21 protein-coding genes and 1 tRNA gene are annotated in these 22,947 nt (G+C 72.5%); 5 read left to right on the top strand and 17 right to left on the bottom strand.

Annotation, left to right across the window (positions count from 1 at the left end):
- Positions 1–354 precede the first annotated feature (354 nt).
- The gene (gene fabG, locus ACIGG8_RS39425; RefSeq protein WP_396553406.1) at positions 355–1,122 is read left to right on the top strand and encodes a 3-oxoacyl-ACP reductase FabG; all 768 of its coding nucleotides are present in this window, start codon (positions 355–357) and stop codon (positions 1,120–1,122) included.
- A 414-nt stretch (positions 1,123–1,536) separates the two neighbouring features.
- Entirely contained in the window at positions 1,537–2,208 is a 672-nt protein-coding gene (locus ACIGG8_RS39430; RefSeq protein WP_396553407.1) for a phosphatase PAP2 family protein, read from the top strand.
- A 137-nt stretch (positions 2,209–2,345) separates the two neighbouring features.
- On the opposite strand, the gene ACIGG8_RS39435 is transcribed toward ACIGG8_RS39430, so the two are convergent.
- Complete coding sequence (locus ACIGG8_RS39435) at positions 2,346–2,564, bottom strand: I78 family peptidase inhibitor (protein ID WP_396553408.1); 219 nt, start codon at positions 2,562–2,564, stop codon at positions 2,346–2,348.
- Between the two features lie 76 nt (positions 2,565–2,640).
- Between ACIGG8_RS39435 and ACIGG8_RS39440 the strand changes: the two genes are divergently transcribed.
- On the top strand, positions 2,641–2,913 hold the full coding sequence (locus ACIGG8_RS39440; RefSeq protein WP_350524231.1) for a DUF6343 family protein: 273 nt from the start codon (positions 2,641–2,643) through the stop codon (positions 2,911–2,913).
- Between the two features lie 136 nt (positions 2,914–3,049).
- Here ACIGG8_RS39440 and ACIGG8_RS39445 read toward each other — a convergent pair whose 3' ends face one another.
- The 15 genes from ACIGG8_RS39445 to ACIGG8_RS39515 all read right to left on the bottom strand — a co-directional run bounded on the left by ACIGG8_RS39445 (position 3,050) and on the right by ACIGG8_RS39515 (position 20,728).
- On the bottom strand, positions 3,050–4,450 hold the full coding sequence (locus ACIGG8_RS39445; RefSeq protein ID WP_396553409.1) for an aspartate aminotransferase family protein: 1,401 nt from the start codon (positions 4,448–4,450) through the stop codon (positions 3,050–3,052).
- A complete protein-coding gene (gene dxs, locus ACIGG8_RS39450; protein WP_396553410.1) occupies positions 4,440–6,350 on the bottom strand; it encodes a 1-deoxy-D-xylulose-5-phosphate synthase in 1,911 nt (636 codons plus the stop codon). The genes ACIGG8_RS39445 and dxs overlap by 11 nt, the downstream gene beginning before the upstream one ends.
- 116 nt (positions 6,351–6,466) lie before the next feature.
- Complete coding sequence (gene hpnH, locus ACIGG8_RS39455; RefSeq protein ID WP_350524228.1) at positions 6,467–7,495, bottom strand: adenosyl-hopene transferase HpnH; 1,029 nt, start codon at positions 7,493–7,495, stop codon at positions 6,467–6,469.
- A gap of 2 nt (positions 7,496–7,497) precedes the next feature.
- Positions 7,498–8,178, bottom strand: coding sequence for a 1-hydroxy-2-methyl-2-butenyl 4-diphosphate reductase (locus tag ACIGG8_RS39460; protein WP_396553411.1), 681 nt, complete (start codon positions 8,176–8,178; stop codon positions 7,498–7,500).
- Positions 8,175–10,256 (bottom strand): squalene--hopene cyclase, encoded by a 2,082-nt coding sequence (shc, locus tag ACIGG8_RS39465; RefSeq protein ID WP_396553412.1) that lies wholly within the window; start codon positions 10,254–10,256, stop codon positions 8,175–8,177. Before shc ends, ACIGG8_RS39460 begins: the two co-directional genes overlap by 4 nt.
- Positions 10,257–10,263: 7 nt before the next feature.
- Positions 10,264–11,352: a polyprenyl synthetase family protein gene (locus ACIGG8_RS39470; RefSeq protein WP_396553413.1), complete on the bottom strand. Its 1,089-nt coding sequence runs from the start codon at positions 11,350–11,352 to the stop codon at positions 10,264–10,266.
- Positions 11,353–11,594: 242 nt separating this feature from the next.
- The gene (gene hpnE, locus ACIGG8_RS39475) at positions 11,595–13,028 is read right to left on the bottom strand and encodes a hydroxysqualene dehydroxylase HpnE (RefSeq protein WP_396553414.1); all 1,434 of its coding nucleotides are present in this window, start codon (positions 13,026–13,028) and stop codon (positions 11,595–11,597) included.
- Between the two features lie 127 nt (positions 13,029–13,155).
- A complete protein-coding gene (gene hpnD / locus ACIGG8_RS39480; RefSeq protein WP_396553423.1) occupies positions 13,156–14,013 on the bottom strand; it encodes a presqualene diphosphate synthase HpnD in 858 nt (285 codons plus the stop codon).
- A gap of 41 nt (positions 14,014–14,054) precedes the next feature.
- Complete coding sequence (gene hpnC / locus ACIGG8_RS39485; RefSeq protein ID WP_350524225.1) at positions 14,055–15,002, bottom strand: squalene synthase HpnC; 948 nt, start codon at positions 15,000–15,002, stop codon at positions 14,055–14,057.
- A gap of 314 nt (positions 15,003–15,316) precedes the next feature.
- The gene (locus ACIGG8_RS39490) at positions 15,317–16,126 is read right to left on the bottom strand and encodes an ABC transporter ATP-binding protein (RefSeq protein ID WP_396553415.1); all 810 of its coding nucleotides are present in this window, start codon (positions 16,124–16,126) and stop codon (positions 15,317–15,319) included.
- Entirely contained in the window at positions 16,119–17,060 is a 942-nt protein-coding gene (locus tag ACIGG8_RS39495; RefSeq protein ID WP_396553416.1) for an ABC transporter permease, read from the bottom strand. Before ACIGG8_RS39495 ends, ACIGG8_RS39490 begins: the two co-directional genes overlap by 8 nt.
- A gap of 138 nt (positions 17,061–17,198) precedes the next feature.
- Complete coding sequence (locus ACIGG8_RS39500) at positions 17,199–18,098, bottom strand: glycosyltransferase family 2 protein (RefSeq protein WP_396553417.1); 900 nt, start codon at positions 18,096–18,098, stop codon at positions 17,199–17,201.
- The gene (locus tag ACIGG8_RS39505; protein ID WP_350524276.1) at positions 18,095–18,832 is read right to left on the bottom strand and encodes a CDP-alcohol phosphatidyltransferase family protein; all 738 of its coding nucleotides are present in this window, start codon (positions 18,830–18,832) and stop codon (positions 18,095–18,097) included. The genes ACIGG8_RS39500 and ACIGG8_RS39505 overlap by 4 nt, the downstream gene beginning before the upstream one ends.
- A gap of 91 nt (positions 18,833–18,923) precedes the next feature.
- Positions 18,924–19,985, bottom strand: a complete 1,062-nt coding sequence (locus ACIGG8_RS39510; protein WP_396553418.1) for an iron-containing alcohol dehydrogenase family protein — start codon at positions 19,983–19,985, stop codon at positions 18,924–18,926.
- Positions 19,973–20,728: a phosphocholine cytidylyltransferase family protein gene (locus ACIGG8_RS39515; protein ID WP_350524220.1), complete on the bottom strand. Its 756-nt coding sequence runs from the start codon at positions 20,726–20,728 to the stop codon at positions 19,973–19,975. Before ACIGG8_RS39515 ends, ACIGG8_RS39510 begins: the two co-directional genes overlap by 13 nt.
- Positions 20,729–21,251: 523 nt before the next feature.
- On the opposite strand from ACIGG8_RS39515, the gene idi reads away from it, so the two are divergent.
- Positions 21,252–21,899 (top strand): isopentenyl-diphosphate Delta-isomerase, encoded by a 648-nt coding sequence (idi, locus tag ACIGG8_RS39520; RefSeq protein ID WP_396553419.1) that lies wholly within the window; start codon positions 21,252–21,254, stop codon positions 21,897–21,899.
- Between the two features lie 38 nt (positions 21,900–21,937).
- Here idi and ACIGG8_RS39525 read toward each other — a convergent pair whose 3' ends face one another.
- On the bottom strand, positions 21,938–22,519 hold the full coding sequence (locus ACIGG8_RS39525; protein WP_396553420.1) for an ATP-binding protein: 582 nt from the start codon (positions 22,517–22,519) through the stop codon (positions 21,938–21,940).
- Positions 22,520–22,852: 333 nt separating this feature from the next.
- Here ACIGG8_RS39525 and ACIGG8_RS39530 point away from each other — a divergent pair.
- Positions 22,853–22,937 (top strand) — tRNA-Leu (locus ACIGG8_RS39530).
- Positions 22,938–22,947 lie beyond the last annotated feature (10 nt).

Here is a 22,947-nt window from a genome sequence, read left to right on the forward strand (position 1 = left end):
CACCCGGTGTGTGTGGGACACCCGGGTGGGGCAGTAACGGCGAGTGGGCGTCCAGCTATGAGGGAGGGCGCTCCAGCCGTGCAGCCGGTGGCTGCTGGCGGACACTATACAAACGGCGGGCCCTTGCTGGCAGGCAGGGGCGGATAGTAGACGCAGGTTCGGCAACATTGGCATATTTACGCGCTGCCACGCCCTTGCAGTAACCCGTTCTCAGCAGAAAGCCGACCGGTCGGTCCTTACCGACCGTCACCTGCGCCTCTCCGCTCTGGCCGCCTTCCCTACTCGCCGGTAGGGTGTGGCCACCCTCTCCGGGGGTTCTCCCCGGAGGAACCCCCGAGAGAGACGAGAGCGAGCATGACCGAGCAGAGCACCGCCCCCCGGGTCGCCGTCGTCACCGGCGCCGCCCGCGGCCTGGGTGCCGCCACCGCCGAGCGGCTGGCCGCCGACGGCTACGCGGTCGCCGTCCTGGACCTCGACGAGGCGGCCGGCAAGGACACCGTCGCCCGGATCACCGCCGCCGGCGGCAAGGCGCTGGCCGTCGGCGCCGACGTCTCGGACGCCGAGCAGGTCCAGTCCGCCGTCGACCGCGTGGTCGCCGAGCTCGGCGCCCCCGTCGTGCTGGTCAACAACGCGGGCGTACTCCGCGACAACCTGCTCTTCAAGATGTCCGAGTCCGACTGGGACACGGTCATGAACGTTCACCTCCGCGGCGCCTTCCTGATGACCCGCGCAGTGCAGAAGCACATGGTCGACGCCGGTTTCGGCCGCATCGTCAACCTGTCCTCCTCCTCGGCCCAGGGCAATCGCGGCCAGGCCAACTACTCGGCCGCCAAGGCGGGCCTGCAGGGCTTCACCAAGACTTTGGCCATCGAGCTCGGCAAGTTCGGCATCACCGCCAACGCGGTCGCCCCCGGCTTCATCGCCACGGACATGACCGCGGCCACCGCCGCCCGCGTCGGCATGGACTTCGAAGACTTCAAGCGGGCCGCGGCCTCTCAGATCCCGGTCCAGCGGGTCGGTCTGCCTGAGGACGTCGCCCACACCATCTCGTTCCTCGCGAGCGAGGGCGCCGGCTTCGTCTCCGGACAGGTGATCTACGTCGCGGGCGGCCCCCTCGACTGAGCACGGAACCTACACAGGGTTACCACGGAGTGGGAAGCCGGACCGACCGGCCTCCCGCTCCGTTTCCTTTACCGGGGCTTTTGCAGAATCATTCGAAGACCACACGGGCATTCGATCTCTGAATAGCGTGAATCACTCCCGGACTGCTCAGGGGCGGGCCCAATTGTCGATTTCACGGGAAAATGACAATTCCCTCCTGAATGGCCCTGTCCGGATGGGTAAGGTCACCCCGTGCAATCCAGAAGTACCCACGCTCCCATCCCGCGACCGCGGTCGGAACACCACGTCGCCACGCCGGGCCGGGAACGACCCGCCACCACCGGCAGCGCCCACGGCCGGGTCGTCCCCGTCCACCGCGGGCCCGACCGCCGGGGCCCGGCCGGCCCCGGCCACCGCGAGCCCGGCTGGCCCCCGATGAGCCGACGGCAGGCCGCACTGCTCGCCGCCACCCTCGTCGTCTACCTGCTGGTACTGGCCGGCGTCCTGCTGAACACCGCCCTGGTCGACCTCGACTGGTCGGTCCGCCTGCTGCGCCCGTACGAGCGGTGGCCCAGGCTGGAGCCGCTGCTCGACACCTGGGTGGTCGCCGGGCAGCGCGGTCCCTCGGCGATCGCCGCCTTCGCCTGGCTCGCCTGGCGCGCCCACCGCCTCGGCCGGCTGCGTCCGCTGCTGGTCATGGCCGTCGCGCTGCTGCTGCTCAATGTCACGGTCGGCGCGGTGAAGATCGTCACCGGGCGGCTCGGCCCGCACTACGCCCAGTACGTCGGTTCGCCCGAGCTCTTCTCCGGCGGCACCATCTTCCCGTCCGGCCACACCGCCAACGCCGTGGTCACCTGGGGCGTGCTCGCCTACCTCGCGGTCCGCTGGCGCCGCACCGGCGCGCTGATCGCCGCCGCGACCGCCTGCTCGATCGGCCTGACCACGGTCTACCTGGGCACCCACTGGGTCACCGACGTGCTGGCCGGCTGGGCCGCCGGACTGCTCGTCCTGCTCTCGCTGCCCCTGCTGGAGCCCCTGGTCGCCGTCGCCGAGCAGCGAATGCACCGCCGCTTCGGCCGCCGCGTCCTCCGCTACCGGGCCCGATGAGCGACCGAACCACTGAGCTGCTGAGCTGCTGAGCTGCTGCACCACTGAACCGCTGAGCCACTCAGCTGCCGAGCCCTCCGATCCCTCCGAGCCCACTGATCCCCGTCAGCCCATGGTGGAGGCGGTGGAGGCGACCGCTACCCCTCCCAGCTCCGCTCGACCACGCCGTCCCGCACCGCCAGGTTGAGGCGCCCCTGCCGGTACTCCATTGTCATCAGCTCCCCCGGCTCCAGCACCCGGACCGAGGCCCAGCCGTGCCGCCGGGCCAGCTCCTTGGCCCGTTCGACCCGCAGCCCCGCGTACCCCTCGGCGTCCGCCCCGGCCGCTCCCGACCCCACCGCGTCCGCTCCCGACATCGCGCCTCCCCCGGCCAGCTCCCTCGGACGTACGCTGGAATCGTAGCCCGACCCGAGCGGTCCGGAGGTGAAGCCCATGCGCACCACCACCCCGCGACGGTGGCGCAGCGGCACCGAGCCGGCCACCGCCCGCAGCGACCTCAAGCTCCGCTACCTGCTCTCACTGGTCTTCACGCCGCTGTTCATCCTGGGCACGGTGGGCTTCGCCGTCTGGGCGGCCACTTCCCCCGTCAACGGCGCCCCCAGCCGGGGCACGCTCACCGGCTTCGCCATCGCCTGCGGCCTGCTCTCCCTGTTCGCCGTCGTCGACCTCGTGGTGGTGGTCCGGCGCCGCCGGACCGAGCTCTGACGCGGTGTCTCCCATGGAGTGGGAAGTCGGCCGGGCCGACTTCCCACTCCTCGCGTCCGCCCCGCGCTCCCGCCGGCACATCCCCGGGCTCCCGCCCGCCGTGCCCCGGGGCCCAGCGCCCGCCGCGCCCCGGGCCTCAGCGACTGCCGACCGCCTGCTTCACCAGCGTCCGCCCGAAGTCCCACATCAGACCGCTCCCCCGGTGCGCCTCGTCCATGATGTCGGTGAAGGCCGTCATGAACCGGTCGACGTCCCGCTCGGTGATGATCAGCGGCGGAATCAGCTTGATCACTTCCAGGTGGTCCCCGGACACCTGGGTCAGGATCCGGTGCCGCTGCAGCAGCGGGACCACGACCATCTGTGCGAACAGTCCCTTGCGTGCCGCCTGCAGGGCCGTCCACGCGGTGCGCAGCTTGAGCGACTTGGGCCGCCCGAACTCGATGCCGATCATCAGCCCGCGCCCGCGCACCTCGGCGAGCAGCTCGTACTGGTCGACCAGCGCGGTCAGCCGCTCGCGTAACAGGTCGCCGACCGTGCGGGCGTTCTCGACCACCTTCTCGTCCCGCATCACCTCCAGGGTCGCCAGGCCGGCCGCCATGGCCTGGGCGTTCGACCCGAAGCTGGCCGAGTGCACCAGCACCCGGTCCATCGAGGAGTACACCTTCTCGAAGATCCAGCCCTTGCCGAGCGTCGCCCCGACCGGGATGTACCCGCCGGAGAGCGCCTTCGCCGCGCAGACCAGGTCGGGCAGCACGCCGTCCTCGTGCTGGTAGGCGAAGAACTCGCCGGTGCGGCCGATCCCGGTCTGCACCTCGTCGCAGATCAGCAGCGCCCTGTGCTCGTGCAGCAGCGCCTGGGCGGCACGCAGCCAGCCGGGCGGTGGCGCCTGGACGCCCTTGCCCTGGATCGGCTCGACGATCAGCCCCGCGACGTCGCCGCGCTTCAGCTCCTTGGCCAGTGCCCCGAGATCGCCGAGCGGGATCGCGGTGTCCGGGAGGAGCGGGTCGAACCCCTTGCGGAAGCCGCTCTCCCCGTTGACCGACAGCGAGCCGGCGGTCAGCCCGTGGAAGGCGTGGTCGGCGTAGAGGATGCGCTTGCGGCCGGTGGCGTACCGGGCGAACTTGAGCGCGGTCTCCACCGCTTCCGTGCCGCTGTTGCCGAAGAACACCCGGTCCAGCCCGGGCGCGTACGACAGCAGCCGCTCGGCCAGCAGTCCGGGCAGGGGCGAGCAGTCGAAGCGGACCAGGTCCGGCAGGTCGAGGTCCATCACCTGCCGGATCGCCGAGCGCACCACCGGGTGGTGGCGGCCGAGGGCGAAGATGCCGAAGCCGGCCAGCATGTCGAGGTACTCGTTGCCCTCGGCGTCGTAGAAGTACGGGCCCTCGGCGCGCTCGTAGTACTTGTCGAAGCCGATGGTGTGGAGCATCCGGGACAGCTGCGGGTTGAGGTAGCGGCTGTTCAACTCGTAGCGCTCACGGCCACGTTCGGCGAGGAGGGCGGCGAGGTCGAAGGCGGGGCGGTCTGGGTCAGCCGGCATGGCGCGGGTTCGCTCCTCGGGTCGGTAGCAGGTTCTTGGCGAAGACGGCGGCCTGGGCGGCGACCCCGGTCCCGGTGAGCCCGGCCTCCTCCAGGATCTCTCCGCGCGACGCGTGCCCGAGGAACTCCTGCGGCAGGCCGATCACCCGCACCGGTACGTCGACGTCGGCGTCGCGCAGCGCCTGAGCGATCGCCGAACCGACCCCGCCGGTCCTGCCGTTGTCCTCGACGGTGACCACCAGCCGGTGGGCGGCGGCGAGTTCGGGAAGTGCCGGGTCGACCGGCTTGACCCAGCGGGGGTCGACCACGGTCGCCGTGAAGCCCTCGGCGAGCAGCAGCCGGGCGGCGTCCAGGCAGGCCGGGGCGGTGGTGCCGACGGCGACCAGCAGGATCTCGGCCGGCCGGCCGGTGCGCAGCAGGACGTCCACCCCGCCGGTCCGCTCGACGGCCGGTACGGCGGGGCCGACGTTCCCCTTCGGGAAGCGCACGACCGTCGGCGCGTCCCGGACCTCGACGGCCTCGCGCAGCTGCGCCCGCAGTTGTTCGGCGTCGCGCGGCGCGGCGAGCCGCAGGCCCGGGACGACCTGAAGGATCGACATGTCCCACATGCCGTTGTGCGAGGCGCCGTCCGGTCCGGTCACCCCGGACCGGTCGAGCACGAAGGTGACGCCGAGCCTGTGCAGGGCGACGTCCATCAGCACCTGGTCGAAGGCCCGGTTGAGGAAGGTCGCGTACACCGCGACCACCGGGTGCAGCCCGCCGGTCGCCAGCCCCGCGGCGCTGGTGACGGCGTGCTGCTCGGCGATCCCGACGTCGAAGGTCCGCTCCGGGTACGCCTTGGCGAACGGCGCCAGGCCCACCGGCTGCAGCATGGCCGCGGTGATCGCCACCAGGTCCGGCCGCTCGGTGCCGAGCGCGAGCAGTTCCTCGCCGAACACCGAGGTCCAGGAGACGCCACCGCTGGGCGAGATCGGCAGGCAGGTGTACGGGTCGATCGGGTTGACGGCGTGGAAGCGGTCGGCCTCGTCCTGCTCGGCGGGCCGGTAGCCGCGCCCCTTGACGGTCAGGCAGTGCACGATGACCGGCCCGCCGAAGTTGCGGGCCTGGCGCAGCGCCTGTTCGACCGCTCCCAGGTCGTGGCCGTCGATCGGGCCGAGGTACTTGAGGCCGAGGTCCTCGAACATGCCCTGCGGGGCGAAGGCGTCCTTGAAGCCCTTCTTGGCGCCGTGCAGCGCGTCGAAGATCGGCTGGCCGACCAGCGGGGTGCGCTGCAGCGCCCCCTTGCCGAGGGCGAGGAAGCGCTCGTAGCCCTGGGTGGTGCGCAGGGTGGCGAGGTGGTTGGCGAGGCCGCCGATGGTCTTGGCGTAGGAGCGCTCGTTGTCGTTGACGACGATGACCAGCGGCCGCTCGCGGGCTTCGGCGATGTTGTTGAGCGCCTCCCAGGCGAGCCCGCCGGTGAGCGCGCCGTCGCCGATCACCGCGACGGTGTGCCGGTCGTGCTGGCCGAGCAGCTGGGCGGCCTTGGCGAGGCCGTCGGCGTAGGACAGCGCGGTGGAGGCGTGCGAGTTCTCGACCAGGTCGTGCTCGGACTCGCCGCGCGAGGGGTAGCCGGAGAGTCCGCCCCGCATCCGCAGCCGGGTGAAGTCCTGGCGGCCGGTGAGGAGTTTGTGGACGTAGCTCTGGTGGCCGGTGTCGAACACGATCCGGTCGTACGGCGAGTCGAAGACCCGGTGCAGCGCGATGGTGAGCTCCACCACGCCCAGGTTGGGCCCGAGGTGTCCGCCGGTGCGGGTGACGGCGTCGATCAGGAAGTCGCGGATCTCGTCTGCGAGCAGCGGGAGTTCGGCCGCCGGTAGCTTGCGCAGCTCGGCCGGCGACGTGACGCGGGAGAGCAGTGACATGGGTACACCTCACGACTCGGAGCGGTGCGGTGGTGCCTCCGCACCGGCTTGGGGGCGGAGCCGGCCCGGGCCCGGGAGCCCGGGCCGGGGTGCCGACCTGGCGGTCAACTCCCGGCTCAGCGACCCTTGTTGCCGCTGACGGTCTCGGTGATGGCGCGCAGCGACTGCTGCAGCGAGCCCATGGTCGCGAGGACGGCCGTCGGCTCGTAGCCGCAGTGGGCCATGCAGTTGGCGCAGCGGGGGTCCTTGCCGCGGCCGTACTTGCTCCAGTCGGTCTTCTCGACCAGCTCGCGGTAGGTCGGCACGTAGCCGTCGGCCATCAGGTAGCAGGGCCGTTGCCAGCCGAACAGCGAGTAGTTGGGGATGCCCCAGGGGGTGCACTCGAAGTCGGCCTTGCCCTCCAGGAAGTCCAGGAAGAGCGGGCTGTGGTTGAGCCGCCAGCGCCTGCGGTTGCCGCCGGCGAAGGCCTTGCGGAACAGCTCCCGGGTCTGCTCGACGCCGAGGAAGTGCTCCTGGTCGGGGGCCTTCTCGTAGGCGTAGGCGGGCGAGATCATCATCTCGTCCACCTTCAGCTCGTCGTTGAGGTAGTCCAGGACGTCGATGACGGTCTGCGGGGTGTCGGTGTTGAAGAAGGTGCTGTTGGTGGTGACCCGGAAGCCGCGCCGCTTGGCCTCCTTGATCGCCGCCACCGCCTCGTCGAAGGTGCCCTCCTTGGCCACCGACTCGTCGTGCCGCTCGCGCAGGCCGTCGATGTGCACGGCGAAGGTGAAGTACGGCGAGGGCGTGAACTTGTCCATCTTCTTGCGCATCAGCAGCGCGTTGGTGCACAGGAACACGTACTTGCGCCGCTCGACCAGCTGGCGGACGATCTCGTCGATCTGCGGGTGCATCAGCGGCTCGCCGCCGGCGATCGAGACCATCGGGGCACCGGACTCCAGGACCGCACCCACCGCCTGGGCGACGGGCATCCGCTGCTTCAGGACGCCCGCCGGGTGCTGGATCTTGCCGCAGCCCTCGCAGGCGAGGTTGCAGGCGAAGAGCGGTTCCAGCTCCACGATCAGCGGGAACTTGTCCCGTCGCTTGAGCAGTTTCTGCTGCATGAGGTAGGTGCCGACCCGCACGGTCTGGCGCAACGGCATGGCCATGGCTAGCTCGCCTCCTGGGGGAGCGTCGAGGATGTGGGGTGGTTCAGGTCTGCGGGGCGGGGCGCGAGCTCCTGGCGGTACCAGTCGACCAGGGCGGGGACGGTCGCCCGCAGGGTCCGCCAGGCCCGTACCCCGGCCGGGAGGGTGCCGGGGCGCAGCAGCTCGTGTTCGGGGGTGTCGACCACCACCCGCAGGACGGCCGCGGGCAGCGCGGGCCGCACCTCCCGCAGCACGGCCAGGACGGCGGCGGCCTCCATGTCGACGGCGAGCGCGCCCTGCAGGTGCAGTGCCCGGCGCTCGATGCCGCGCACCACGTGGTCGGCGGTGTGGTGCACCCCGGTGTGCACGGTCAGGCCGCGTTGCTTCAGCGCCCGGGTGAGCTCCGGCCCGGAGCCGACCGGGTAGAGGTGCCCCTCCGCGTCGCGCACGCCGTCGGCCGCGACGACGTCGCCCGGCTGCACGCCGGGTCCGAGCGCGGCGCCGAAGCCGGCCACGACGACCGCGCCGTAGCCGCCGGGGGTGGGGCCGAGCAGCTGTCGCACGGTCAGTCGGGCGCGCCGCCGGCCGACGCCTGTGCGCACCAGCACCGGGGGTCCGCCGGTCGCGCCGCGCCAGTCGCCGCCGCGCAGGGCCCAGACCTCGGGGCCCAGGGCGCAGAGCACCAGCAGGGGGGCGGTGGTCACCGCGCCGCCCCGATCGTCGGGGTACCGGTCGTCCGTCCGGTGCCCGGGCTGCCGTGGAGGTAGCGGCCGAGCGCGGTGACCGGGAAGACCAGTCGGTACAGGTGGTAGTTGATGGAGAAGTCCCAGGGGAAGCCGGTGCCGGTGAACTGTGGCTCGTCCCAGGTGCCCTCGGGCAGCTGGGTGCGCACCAGCCAGTCCACGCCGCGCTCCACCGCGGGGTTGGCCCGGCCGTCCGGACCCTCGCCGGCCGCCAGCAGCGCCATCAGGGCCCACGCGGTCTGCGAGGCGGTGGAGTCGCCGCGGCCGGCCCAGCGCGCCGGGTCGTCGTAGGAGCGCATGTCCTCGCCCCAGCCGCCGTCGGTGTTCTGCCGGTCCTCCAGCCAGCGCACCGCCCGGCGGATCGCCGGGTGCTCGTCCGGGACGCCGGCCGCGACCAGCGCGGGCAGCACCGAGCCGGTGCCGTAGATGTAGTTGGTGCCCCAGCGGCCGAACCAGGAGCCGTCCGCCTCCTGGTTGCGCAGCAGCCACTCGATGCCGCGCCGGGTCCGGGGGTCGCGGGCGCGGCCGGTCTCCGCGAGCATCTCCACCACGTGGGCGGTGACGTCGGCCGACGGCGGGTCGACCACCTCGCCGAAGTCGCAGAACGGCAGCTTGTTGGGCAGCGTGCTGGTGTTGTCGACGTCGAAGGCGCCCCAGGCGCCGTTCTTGGACTGCATGCCGAGGTTCCACAGCACGCCGCGGTCCACCGCCGCGTCGACCTTGGCCGGGTCGGGGTGGGCCACCCGGCGCAGCGCCAGGACCACCTCGGCGGTGTCGTCGATGTCGGGGTAGGTGTCGTTCTCGAACTCGAAGGCCCAGCCGCCGGCGGGGAGCCCGGGCCGCTGGACGGACCAGTCGCCGCGCTTGCGGATCTCCTCGCCGAGCATCCAGTCGACGGCGGAGACCAGCGCCGGGTGGTCGGCGGGGACCCCGGCGTCGACCAGTGCGATGGTGGCCAGGCAGGTGTCCCACACCGGGGACTGGCAGGCCTCCAGCCAGCGCTTGCCGTCCTCGGTGTGCACGGTGAAGCGGTCGAAGGAGGAGAGTCCGGCCTGCACCACCGGGTGCTCCAGCTCGTAGCCCTCCAGGTGCAGGGCGATCAGCGAGTAGACGGCGGGGGGCTGGATGCCGCCCCAGCAGCCGTCGGCCTCCTGCCGTTCGACGATCCAGCGGCAGGCCTGGGAGACGGCCAGGCGGCGCAGCGGGCGGAAGGCCCGGCGGTGGTAGGCGTGCAGCGCCTTGTCGAGGCGTTCGAACAGGCCGTCCCAGGTGGTGGCGGGGGCGAGCGGCCGTTCGGGGTACGGATCGTCCGGGTCGGTGTGCAGCTCGGTGAGCGGGAAGGGCGCCGGGCGGACGGGCCGGTGGGCCGATACGACGGTCAGCGGGACGATGGTCTGGCGGGCCCAGCAGCCGAAGGCGTAGATGTTCAGCGGCAGCCACTTGGGCAGGAAGATGATCTCGGGCGGCATCTCGGGCAGGCGGTCCCAGGGCCACCAGCCGAACAGCGCGAGCCAGATCCGGGTGAACACCCGGGCGGCCGCGATGCCTCCCGCGGAGCGGACGTAGCGGGCGGCGGCCGCCATGTGGGGGGCGGTCGGGTCGTCGCCGGCCAGTCTGAGCGCGACGTAGGCCTCGACGGTGGTGGACAGTTCGGGCGGCCCGCCGTGGAAGGTGGACCAGGTGCCGTCCTCACGCTGCTGGGAGCGGATCCACTCGGCGGTGGCGTTCGTCTGTTCCTCGGTCCGGATCCCGAGGAACTGGCGGAGCAGTAAATCCTCGGCGTCCATGGTGACGTTGGTTTCCAGGTCACCCTTCCACCAGCCCTCGGAGGACTGCAGGGAGAGCAGGTGGGTGGTGGCGCGGGCCAGGGCCTCCCGCGCGTCGGCCGGTCGGAGGTCCGCCTCACCGGCCGGCCGGAGCTGGTCGGCGTCCTCGGGCTGCCACCGCCCCGTGCCCAGGAGGGCCGGGGGGCGGTCGCCCACCGCGACCGGCTCGGGATCGTACTCAGGGTCGAGCCGGCCGTCCGCGGTTGCTGTCAACGTAACGTCACCTCTCTCGTACCACCACGAATTCGGCGAGTGCGACGAAGTGCTCGCGCACCTCGTCGGACATGGGCACCTCGTCCAGGGCGGCGAGGGCAGTCGTGTGCTGGCGGCGGGCCTCCTCCTGGGTCCAGGCGCGGCCGCCGGCCTCCTCGATCAGCGCGGCCCGGGCGGCGAGCTCGGGCTCGCTCTCCTCCCCGCGCCCCTTCGGGTCGGCCAGCTGCTCGGCGAGCCGGCGCGAGGCCGGACCGCCCTCGGCCAGTGCGGCGGCGACCGGCAGGGACTTCTTGCGCTGGCGCAGGTCTCCCCAGTGCGGCTTGCCGGTGACCTCGGTGGCGCCCCAGATGCCGAGCAGGTCGTCCACCGCCTGGAAGGCCAGCCCCAGGTGGTGGCCGTAGCGCTGGAGGGAGTCGGAGACCTTGTCGTCGGCCCCGGCCAGGACGGCGCCGATCGCCGAGGCGGCGGCCAGCAGGGCCGCCGTCTTTCCGCCCTCCATCTCCAGGCACTCCGCGACGGTCACGGTGTCGCGCTGTTCGAAGGCGACATCCCGCGCCTGGCCGTCGATCAGCCGGCGGGTCGCCGTGGTGAGCAGCCGGACGGCCCGCGCGGCGTCGGTGGGGCTCGCGCCGCCCGTCACCGCGGCATCGAGCAGCACCTCCGTGCCGAGCGTCGCCAGGGCGTCGCCGACCAGGATCGCCTGGGCCGGCCCGAAGACCGTCCAGGCGGTCGCCCGGTGCCGTCGGGTCTCGTCACCGTCCATCAGATCATCATGGAGCAGGGAGAAGTTGTGCACCAGTTCAACAGCGACCCCGCCGGGCACCCCCGCCTCGGCCGCCGCACCGGTGGCCTGCGCGGACAGCAGGGCCAGCGCCGGGCGCACGGCCTTGCCGCCGTCGCCCGTGACCGGTGTGCCGTCCCGGTCGATCCAGCCGAAGTGGTAGGCCGCGACGGTGTCCATCGGTGCGGCCAAACGGGCGACGGCGGCCCGTAGCGGCGGGGTGCAGAGCGTACGGCTGCGAGCGAGCAGCTCCGGCACCGAGACCGGTTCGGCGTGCGCCGTGCCTCCGACGGCGAAGCCGGTGCGTGACTCCACGTGCGTTCCCTCTCCCTGGTGCCCGACCGCACGGGGCGGCCGGGTGCTGTCGGTGCGGCTGGTGTCGATTCGTATGGTGCCGGTGGCGGTGACGCAGGTGCCGGAGGCCCCGGTCCGGCCGCTCCGGGCGACGGCGCCTGTTCCGCCGGTTCCGTCGATTCCGTCGATTCCGTCGATTCCGTCGATGCGCACGACGGTACGCCCGTCGGCTCTGGCGGGCTCTCCGGCGGCGCGGCCCGCCGTCACCTGGGCCACCTCCCGTCGCCGTGGTCCACCGGCACCCTGGCGCCGACGGCGGCGAGCGCGGCGTCGGCGGCGGCGTGGCCGCTGCGCACGGCGCCCTCCATGGTCGCGGGCCAGCCGGTGGCCGTCCACGAGCCGGCCAGCAGCAGGCCGGGCACCCCGGTGCGGGCCGACGGGCGCAGCGCTGCGCTGCCCGGAGCCGGGTCGAAGGTCGCGGTGCGCTCGCGGGTGACGAAGAAGTCGAGCACCCGGGCCCCGGCCGCGGCCGGCAGCAGCCGTTCCAGCTCGGGCAGGTAGCGGCTGCGCAGCTCGGCCACCGGCAGGTCGATCTCGTCCTCCACGGCGGACTGCGAGAGCGCCAGGTACTGGGCGCCCGGGTGGGCCCGGCCGAGCTCGGTGGCGGCCAGGCCGGAGTGCGCGGTGCGGTCGAAGACCCACTGGACCGGGGAGCCGAGGGCGGCGAAGAACGGCCGGCGCAGCAGCTTGCGGTCGTAGATCACGTGCACGTTGAGGATCGGCGTGGTGCCGAACCCGGCGAGCCGTTCCTGGCCCGGGACGGCGTTCGGCGGCAGCAGGGCGGCCGCGCTGTCCTGGGCTCCGGCCAGGACGACGGTGTCGGCGGTGAGCAGCTCACCGCCCTCCAGGCGGACGGCGTGCTGCGGCGCGGCCGGCTTGAGCTCGGCCACCCGGGCGCGCAGCAGCACCGTCACGCCGGCGCGCTCCAGCTCGGCGAGCGCCCGGTCGTGGTGGATCGCGCCCAGCGGGGCCGCGGCGATGCCGATGTCGGCGGCGCCGGGGTCGGACAGCAGACCGGTCTGGAACACCTTCGCCGCGAGCGCCATCGACACCTGGTCGGCCCGCCCGTTCAGGGTGGCGACGCCGACCAGATCCCACAGGGCCGCCTGGGTGGCGGCGTTCTGCCCGTTGTCGCGCAGCCACTCGCCGAAGGAGATCCGGTCCAGCGCCGGGTCGGCGAGGTCCAGGCCCTTCAGCGCGAGCGCGCCGCGGACCACCCGGGCGCGGTCGGCCGGGGACAGGTGCGGGTAGCGGGCGAGGCTGGCGGCCAGGTGCAGCGGGACGGGCAGGCCGGCCCGCCGCAGCCGGCCGAGGGTGCGCACGGGGGCGTCGTCGGGGCCGGTGACGGAGAGCACCGGAACGTCGAGGCGGTCCTGCAGGTGGACCAGGCGGGTGGCGCCGAGCCGCTCCAGCAGGCCGCGGTAGGCGGTGCAGCAGCGCAGGTAGACGTGCTGGCCGTTGTCGACGGTGAGCTCGCCGCGCCGGAAGGAGAACGCCAGGCCGCCGAGCCGGGGGCGGCCCTCGGCGAGGGTGACCCGGTGACCGGCCTCGGCCAGGCGCAGCGCCGCGGTGATCCCGGCCAGACCGCCGCCGACCACGATGGCGGCCGGGCGCGCGGCATCGGCTCGCCCGGTCATCGGCCCTCCCCCTCGCAGTCGCTGGACCGCCGGGAGGCGGTCGCTGAAGCCGGTACTCGTTCGGTCAACACGGAACTGCCCGCACGTGATTCCCCGCTGACACAGCGTGACAGAACGGTGGCGAGAATCAAGAACGCCCCCCGGCGAGCCCGGAAAGCGCCACGTACGCCTTCTCCCAGCCCGGCAGCGAGACCCGGCCGCGCAGCACCGACTCGGGATCGGCGGCGATCCGGCCGAGCAGCCGGTGGTAGATCCCGGCCATGGCGGCGGTGCAGGCGCGGCTGCGGCGGTCGAGCATCGGCAGCAGCCGCAGGCCCTCCTCGAAGGCGGCCTGGGCACGGGCGGCCTCGAAGGCCACCAGGCCGGTGAAGTTCGCGCCGACCGGCGGCTTGGGCAGCGCGAAGCCCTGCTCGCAGCCGAACCGGACGAGGTCCTCGGTGGGCAGGTAGGTGCGGCCGTTCAGGGCGTCCTCGCGCAGGTCGCGCAGGATGTTGGTGAGCTGCAGCGCCAGGCCCAGGGTGTCCGCGTAGCGCGCCCCGAGCTCGGGGTCGTCGCAGCCGTAGACGCCCAGCGAGAGCCGGCCGATCGCCCCCGCGACGCAGCGGCAGTAGACCTTCAGCTCCTCGTACGTCTGGTACTCGGCGCCCTTGAGGTCCATCTCGACACCGTCGATCAGCTCGTCGAAGCCGCCGAGCGGGACCGGGAAGCGCCGGGCCGTGTCGGCCAGGGCGACCTTGATCGGGTCGGTGTCGTCCTCGGCGACCACCCCGGAACGGACCTCGTCCACCAGTTCCCGGGTGCGCAGCAGCGCCTCGGCCTTCCGGTCGGACGGGAGGTCGCCGTCGCCGATGTCGTCCACCCGGCGGGCCAGGGCGTACAGGGCCGACATGGCCAGCCGCTTGGGTTCGGGCAGCAGCCGGATGCCGTAGCTGAAGTTGCGCGCCTGCAGACCGGTGACTGCCTCGCAGTACCGGTACGCCGCCATGACCTGGGCCGACGCCAGTGGTGATGCCGCCACTCGGGCGTTCACCTTCCCTTCGCGAAGATGGCCGCCGCCTTCACTGCGAGGCGGCGCTTGTCCGGCTTCGCCTGCCGGGCGAGCACGTCGTACCCGGCGTCCTCCACGGCCGCCAGGGCCGCGTACCCGCCGGCGGTGAATCCCGCCAGGAGCAGTCGAAGCCTCCCCCGAACCGTACCTACCAATGGTGCGCCGTGATCGAGCAGGGTGCGGGCCCGCTCCGCCTCGAAGGCGATCAGCTCCCGCACCGCGCCGTCGGCGGAGGGGGCGGCGAGGTCGGCCTCGGTCACGCCGAAGCGTTCCATGTCCTCGGCGGGGAGGTAGATCCGGCCGTGGCGCAGGTCCTCGGCCACGTCCTGCAGGTGTTCGACCACCTGGAGGGCGCTGCAGACGGCGTCGGAGAGTTCGATCCGCTCGGGGGTGGAGACGCCCGCGATGGCCAGGACGAGGCGGCCGACGGGGTCGGCGGAGAGGGTGCAGTAGCCGATCAGGTCGTCGTACGTGGCGTAGCGGGCGGTGGTCTGGTCCACCCGGTTGGCCTCGATCAGACGGCGGAACGGCTCGGGGGTCAGGCCGTGCCGGTCGACCAGCGGGACGAGGGCCCGCATCAGCGGGTGGCGGGGGGTCTCGGCGCCGGAGGGGTGCAGCGCCTTCTCGAAGACCCGGTCGAGGTCGTGCTCCAGCCCGTCGAGCAGGGCGAGGCGGAAGGCGACCTCGTGCGCGGTCGGCGGGCCGGACTGCTCCGAAGGGGTGACCGGGGGCATCCGCTCGACCCCGAGCACGCGGGCGGTGGCGGCCGGGTCGGCCAGGTCGCCGTCGCCGGCGTCGTCGACGAGGCGGGCGAAGCCGTACACCGCCATCAGGTCGTCGCGCCAGGCCGCGGGCAGGAAGAACGGGGCGACCGGGAAGTTCTCGGCCCCCGCCTTCTCCAGGGTCTGACCTGCGGAACGGTTCACCGGCGTATCACTGGGCTGGGCCGAAGCCGACACTGCTGTCACTCCCCCGTTCTACACCGCTGGGTACCACCGGCCCGACTCGGACACGCGTCCGAGCGCGGGCGTCACGTACGGCACAGTGCCCCCGCGACTACCAGCCTGACACCCCGGGGCGCGCCGGAGAAGAGCGCCCCGCCCGCGGACCGGGGCGCTCACCCCCGCGGCGGCGGCCACCCGGGGCACCGGCGGGGCACGCCGCAGGGCCGGTCCCGGAGGTTCCGGAACCGGCCCTGGTGGCGCGGGTGGCTCAGCCGGGCACCGCGGGGCGCACGGTGCTACGGGCGCTCGCCGCGCTCGTAGCGGCCGACGACCTCGTCGGTCGGGCCGTCCATGATCAGCTCGCCGGCCTCGATCCAGATGGTCCGCTCGCAGACCTCGCGGATCGAGTTGTTGTCGTGGCTGACCAGGAAGACCGTACCGGCGGACCCGCGCAGCTCGTCGATGCGCCGCTTGCTGCGCTGCTGGAAGGCCTGGTCACCGGTGGCCAGGGCCTCGTCGATCAGCAGCACGTCGTGGGTCTTCGCCGCGGCGATCGAGAAGCGCAGGCGGGCGCCCATGCCGGACGAGTAGGTGCGCATCGGCAGGGAGATGAAGTCGCCCTTGTCGTTGATGCCGGAGAACTCGACGATGTCCTGGTAGCGCGCCCGGACGTCGGCCGGGGACATCCCCATCGCCAGGCAGCCCAGGACGACGTTGCGCTCGCCGGTGAGCTCGTTCATCAGCGCGGCGTTGACGCCCAGCAGCGAGGGCTGGCCGTTGGTGTAGATGCCGCCCTTCTCGGTCGGCAGCAGGCCCGCGATGGCGGCCAGCATGGTCGACTTGCCGGAGCCGTTGGAGCCGATCAGGCCGATCGCCTCACCCTTGTACGCGGTGAAGCTGATGCCCTTGACCGCGTGCACCTCGCGCACGCCGGCGGCGCGCCTGCGGCTGAGGATGCGGCTCAGGGCCGAGGTGGCACTGCCCTTGCCGGAGCCGGCGCCGTGCACCCGGTAGACGATGTGCACGTCGTCGACGACGACGGTGGGCTCGCGGGCCACGTCCGTGTCCCGGACGTTGTCGTTCTTGCTCAGGTCGACGTCAGCCACGGCCGTACTCCTCCTCGGCCTTCCAGAAGAAGACGTATCCGATGACGAACATCCCGACGCCCCAGGCGAGGCCGTACACCCACTGGTGCGGCGGCAGGGACTGGTGGGGGTTCTGGTGCGGGTTGTAGATGATCGGCGCGAAGGCGTGCCGCAGCAGGTCCATGTAGACCGAGGCCGGGTTGATGTTGCAGAGCACCTGGATGTAGTGCGGCCACTTGTGGACGCGGTCCTGGATGCTGAACATCACGCCGGACAGGAACATCCACGCGCGCATCACGAACGGGATCAGCTGGGAGATGTCGCTGGTCTTGGCGCCGATCCGGGCCATGATCAGGGAGATGCCGGTGTTGAACAGGGTCTGCAGGATCAGCGCCGGGACGATCAGCAGCCAGGTCTTGCCCGGGGCGATGCCGCTGGCCAGGACGGTCACGACCAGGACGACCATCGAGATCAGCAGCTGCTGGAGCTGGATCACGGTGAAGGCGATCGGCAGGCTGGCGCGGGGGAAGTGCAGCGCCCGGATCAGGCCGAGGTTGTCCGAGATCGCCCGGGTGCCGGACTGCACCGCGTTCTGGGTGAACTGGAACACGAACACGCCGATGCAGAGCCAGGCGATGTAGGTGTCCGGCGGGAAGCCGTCCTTGCTCGACAGGATCACGCCGAAGACCAGGTAGAAGACCGCGCAGTTGAGCAGCGGGGTCACGACCTGCCACAGCTGGCCGAGCTTGGCGTCGGTGTACTGGGCCACCAGGCGGGCGGTGGCGAAGGCCCAGATGAAGTGGCGCCGGGCCCAGAGCTGCTTGGTGTAGGCGAACAGACCCGGCCGGGCGCCGCTCACCGACAGACCGTACTTGTCCGCAAGCTGCTTGGGGGTCAGACCCGCGTCCACCCCCCTGGGGGTCGAGAGGCTGACGGGTTCACTCACTGTCGACACATTCGTCCTTCACGCGGGGATCGTTCGGGGCGGCCGGTCGGCGGGGGTCCGCCGGCGGCGCCGATGGGGATCCACTGGATCTCGGGGGAGCCGGCCGGTGTGTGGCCACCGGCCGCAGCGATCGATCATTCGATCAGATCAGATGATCGGTGGTCGGCCCAGCCTGGTCAGTTGCCAAACGGTACGCCATCGCATGGGCCGTCGCGGACCGCAGGGTTCGCGCCAGCCCGCCCGGAATCCGCCCCACCAGGCCTTCAGCGCCTCGGGGGAGGGGCGGCGGGCCAGGGTGAGCAGAAGCCAGGTTCCCAGATAGAGAGGCACCAACAGGGCCGGAAGGTTCCGCCTCGCCAGCCAAACCCGGTTTCGGGCCACGTTGTGGAAGTAGGTGGCGTGCCGGCCCGGGGAGGTCGTGGGGTGGTGCAGCACCACGTCCGCCCGGTAGTCGATGGCCCAGCCGGCGTCCGCCGCGCGCCACGCGAGGTCGGTCTCCTCGTGGGCGTAGAAGAAGTCGGCGGGCAGCTGGCCGGCCTCCTCGAACACCTTGCAGCGCACGGCGCTCGCGCCGCCCAGGAAGGTGGTCACCCGGGAGGAGCGCAGCGGGTCGCTGGCGCGCAGCCGGGGGACGTGCCGCCGCTGGGTGACCCCGGTGTCCGGGTCGGCGATCCGGAAGGACACGATGCCCAGCTCCGGGTCGGCGGCGAACGCCTCGCGCAGCAGCCGGGCGGAGTCGGTGCGCGGCAGGTGGCCGTCGTCGTCCAGGAAGAGGACGGCGTCCACGTCCTCGCCGTCCCGGCCGAACAGCTCGATGCCGACGTTGCGGCCGCCCGGGATGCCGAGGTTCTCCGGCAGCTCGACGGTGCGCACGCCCTCCGGCAGCGGGGGCAGCGGGGCGCCGTTGGCGACCACGGCCAGCTCGACCGCGGGACCCTCCTGGGCGCGGACGGACTCGATCAGGGCGTTGAGCTCGGCGGGCCGGTTGCCCATCGTGATGATCACGGCGCCGAGGCGGAAGCTCTCCGCGGTGGTCGGGCCGGTCATCGCAGCCTGCTCGACAGGACGATGCTCAGCAGGTGCAGCACGGTCTGCAGCATGGCGATCGCCGCCAGGACGACCACCGCGAGCCGGGTGAAGAAGAGCCCGCCGTGCACGGCGTCGGCGATCCCGGCCGCGAGGATGAACAGCGAGGCCTCGACCGCACCGACCAGGCGGTGGAACTTCAGGAGGGAGGCCGCCTTGCGGGCCTTGGCGACGGTGGCCGAGCGCGGCACCGAGGCGCTGTCCTCGACGGCCGTCAGGCCGCTGCGGGCCCGGGCCACGTCCACCAGGTCCGTCTCGGACTTGATCAGGATCGCACCGAGCGCGGCCAGCGTGCCCAGGAAGGCCCACTCCCAGTGGGAGCCGCCGCCCTCGCGGTGCAGCAGGTCGGTGGCGCGCAGGCCGAGGCCGGTCAGCAGGGCCGCCTCGGACATGTAGTGGCCGACCCGGTCCAGGTAGACGCCGGTCAGCGAGGTCTGCCGGCGCCAGCGGGCCACCTCGCCGTCCACGCAGTCCAGCAGCAGGTAGACCTGGATCAGCAGGGCGCCCAGGACCGCGCCCGCGATGCCCGGCACGACCAGCGCGAGGCCGGCCAGGATGCCGGTGAACATCATCAGGTAGGTCAGGCCGTTGGGCGTGATCGCCGTCATGGTGGAGAGCACGCGGGTGATCCGCAGCGAGATCTTCCGCATGTACAGGCGCCCGGCCCAGTGCTCGGCGCTGCGGCGCTGGAGCATGCCCTCCGGGTGGATCACCGCGCGCAGCTCCTCGACGGAGGGCCGGCGGGTCAGGTCCACCGGGGGCCGTTCGGCGCCCGCGGTGGAGGGGTCAGCTGTTGACGGCTTGGACATAGTCGGCGTACGCGTCCCTGATTGCGGAAGGGGAGAGGTCGAGGTGTTCAAGGATGGTGAAGCGCCCCGGTCGGGTGTTCGGAGCGTAGTGCACCGCTTCGGTGAACTCCGCCTCGGTGAAGCCGATCTGAGCTGCGGTCACCGGCAGTCCGTGGCTCGCCAGGCGCTCCACGATCAGACCGGTCAGCTCGTGCTCGCCCCGCAGGAAGCTGGCGAACGCGGCGCCGAGGCCGACCTGCTCGCCGTGCTGGGCGGACCGCTTGGGGAACAGCACGTCCAGGGCGTGCGAGATCTCGTGGCAGGCGCCCGACGAGGGCCGGGTGCTGCCCGCGATGTTCATCGCGATGCCGGACAGTACCAGGGCTTCGGCGAGCGCTGTCAGGAGGTCCTGATCCTGAGTGTTTCCTGGGTGCCGCAGCAGGTTCTCGCCCGCCGAGCGGGCCATCGCGACGGCCAGTCCGTCCACCGGTTCGCCGGTGACCGCGTGCGACAACTCCCAGTCGGCGCAGGCCGAGATGTTGGAGACGACGTCGCCGATGCCGGCCGCCACGAAGCGCGGCGGCGCCTGCCGGATCACGTCCAGGTCGACGATGATGCCGATCGGGCTGGGCACCCCGTAGGAGCCGCGGCCGGCGTCGTTGTCGAGAGTGGAGACCGGCGAGCAGATGCCGTCGTGGGCCAGGTTGGTGGCGACCGCGACCAGCGGCAGCCCGACCCGGGCGGCGGCGTACTTGGCGGCGTCGATGATCTTGCCGCCGCCGAGGCCGACGATCGCGTCGTAGTGCCCGCCGCGCATCTCCTCGGCCAGCTGCACCGCACTGTCCAGGCTGCCGTCGTCCACGTTGTACCAGTCGGCGCCCGGCAGGGCCGGCTCCAGGCGTCGGCGCATGGCGGCGCCGGAGCCGTTGCTGATCGCCACCGCGATCCGGCCCGACGCCGACAGCCGCTGGTCCGCGAGGATCCCGCCGAGCGCGTCCAGCGCGCCCGAGCGGATCTCCACGAACAGCGGCGACGGGACCAGTCGGGTCAGTACCGGCACGCGATCTCCCGCGCCTTCGCCAGGTCGTCGTGGTTGTCGACCTCGACCCAGGAGACCTCGCCGATCGGCTGCACGTCGATCCGCAGGCCGCGGTCGACCATCTCCTGGTAGCCGTCCTCGTAGTACAGCTGCGGGTCGCGCTCGTAGGTGGCGCGCAGCGCGTCGGTGAGGTCGGCGGCGGCGGACGGGTTGATCACGGTGACGCCGATGTACTCGCCGCTCGCCTCGGAGGGGTCCATCAGCTTGGTGATGCGGCGCATCCCGGCGGCCGGGTCGACGACGACCTTCATCTCCTCGTCGGCGAGCTTCTTCACCGTGTCGAGGGCGAGCAGGATGCCGGGGGCGGCACCGTCGTCGAGGAGGCGCCGGTTGCCCTCCAGCATGGTGCGCTGGACGGACGCGGGGTGGACGGTGTCGCCGTTGGCCAGCAGCAGGCCCTCGCCGAACAGCTCGCGGGCGCACCAGAGCGAGTACGCGTTGTTCCACTCCTCGGCCTTGTCGTTCTCGACCAGGTGGAGCTTGACGCCGTACTTGCTCTCCAGGGCGTCCTTGCGGTCGTACACCGCCTCCTTGCGGTAGCCGACGACGATCGCGGCCTCGCGCAGTCCGACCTCGGCGAAGTTGCCGAGGGTGAGGTCCAGGACGGTCCGCTCCCCGTCGACCGGCACCAGCGCCTTGGGCAGGGTGTCGGTGTACGGGCGCAGCCGGCGGCCGGCGCCGGCTGCCAGAACGAGGCCGATCATGCGGGGTCTCCTGATCCGTCGTGCTGTGCGCGCGGGCCGTGCCGAGGGAAGGCGGCGCCGCTTCGCCGGACCGGTGTGCGACCCGGCCGGGCAGCGGCGCGCCGGTACCGGCACAGATCCGGGCACCGTGTCGTATGTGATGGTAGGCGACGTGGACGACCGGCCCGAACGCGCCCGGAGACCGGACGGTGACGGAGGGGTGACCGGGGGACGGCGCCGGGGAGCGGGCCGACGTCCGGCCCCGGCGGGGCCCGCGCGCTCGAACGACCCCCGAACGAGCGTCGAACGATTCTGCGACGATCATGACCCTTACGAGGGCTTCCGGGACCCTTCTCTGCCCGAATTCCTTCTCCTCCGGGTCATGATCCGCCCGGTTGTGCGTGGGACCCCTACCCGGTGCCACCCATACGGCAGACTGGAGCCCGACGCCGGCGCCGGTGCCCCCGCTGCGTCCGCCGTGCGCCACCCGGTGCGCCGGACGCACCCGATGCTCCCGTTGCTCCCGCCCCCGGAAAGAGGCCCCATGCCCCAGAGTCTGCCGACCGAGCCGACCCATTTCGACGCCGAGGTCGACACCGGTCTCGACGTGGAGACCGATGTGTCGGCCGACCCCCGGACCGCCCCGGCCGCCGCTACCGAGATCCTGTTGGAACTGGTCGACGACGAGGGCGTGACGATCGGCACCGCCGAGAAGCACTGGGCCCACCAGCAGCCGGGCCGCCTGCACCGCGCCTTCTCGGTCTTCCTCTTCGACCGCCAGGGCCGCCTGCTGCTCCAGCGCCGGGCGCTGGGCAAGTACCACTCCCCCGGCGTCTGGTCGAACACCTGCTGCGGCCACCCGTACCCGGACGAGCCGCCCTTCGTCGCCGCCGCCCGGCGCACCGCGGAGGAGCTGGGAGTCGCACCGGCGCTGCTCTGCGAGGCCGGCACCGTCCGCTACGACCTGCCGGACGAGGCCTCCGGGCTGATCGAGCGGGAGTGGAACCACCTCTTCGTGGGACTGGTCACCGCTCCGGTCCGGCCGAACCCGGACGAGGTGGACGACTTCGCCTTCGTGACGGCGCAGGAGCTGCGGGAGCTGCGGGCCGAGCGGCCCTTCTCGGTCTGGTTCGAGACCGTCTTCGAGGCTGCGCTGCCCGGGATCCGGGAGATCGCCGGACGGGACTGGTAGGCGCTCCGGTCGCCTCGCCCGCCCCGGCGGGCCGGTGGTCAGCGGTCGGAGTCCGGGGGGACGGGCAGCGAGGCCCAGATGACCTTGCCGCCCTCCCCGGTCCGCTCGACGTCGCACACCCCGCCCGCCTGCAGCGTGACGCTCTTCACCAGCAGCAGGCCGCGACCGCCGGTGCGTCCCGTGTCGTTCTCCAGCGCCTTCGGCCGGTACGGGTCGCCGTCCTCGACCGACACCCGCACCCAGCCGCCGCGCACCGACAGCTCGGTGACCACCTCGGGCGAGAGTTCGGCCGCGTGCGTCACCGCATTGCTCACCAGCTCCGAGACGATCAGCAGCAGGTCGTCCACCAGCTCCTGGTAGCGCACCCCGGCCATTCCCTGGGCCAGCAGGCGGTCGCGCACCGCGTGCCTGGTGCGCGGCACCGAGGCCTCGGCCGCGGGCACCGGGAACCGCCACACCCCCTCGACGGGGCCGCGCGCCGGACCGCCGGGCGCCGCGACCGCGTCGCCCTGCCCCTCCCCCGGCCTGCCGCGTCTCGGTTCGGCCTCCGCCGTCCCGCTGATCTGCTCCACGTCCAGCCGCCCTTCGTCCGCGACCCGGGAATCAGGCGATCCGCTCATGGCGCCCTCGGTCCACAGAGGCTAGGAGAGCGGTCGCGACAGCTGCGGCACCGTCGACAACTTGCCCGTGTCGGACCGCTTCCGGCCGGAACCGATCGCGGGCGGCACCGGAGTCGACCGGTTCCTTCGCGGTCGCCATCGCTTCGGGCCCGGTTCGAGCGTGTTCGCCAGCCGTACCAACGTGTGCGCCGGAGCCGCCGGGGGCCCGGGGCGGCTCCGGCGGCCCCGGGGGCGCGGGCCGGAGGAAGCGCAGGTGAGAAGCACTCCAGAACCCTGGTAATGTTCTCTCTGTCGCCGAGGGGGCGAGAGAAAAACCCCCGGAGCACACACCCCGTCCGGGTGGCGGAATGGCAGACGCGCTAGCTTGAGGTGCTAGTGCCCTTTATCGGGCGTGGGGGTTCAAGTCCCCCCTCGGACACAGCCGAATT

The sequence above is a fragment of the Kitasatospora sp. NPDC085464 genome, assembly GCF_044541955.1.
Taxonomy (GTDB): domain Bacteria; phylum Actinomycetota; class Actinomycetes; order Streptomycetales; family Streptomycetaceae; genus Kitasatospora.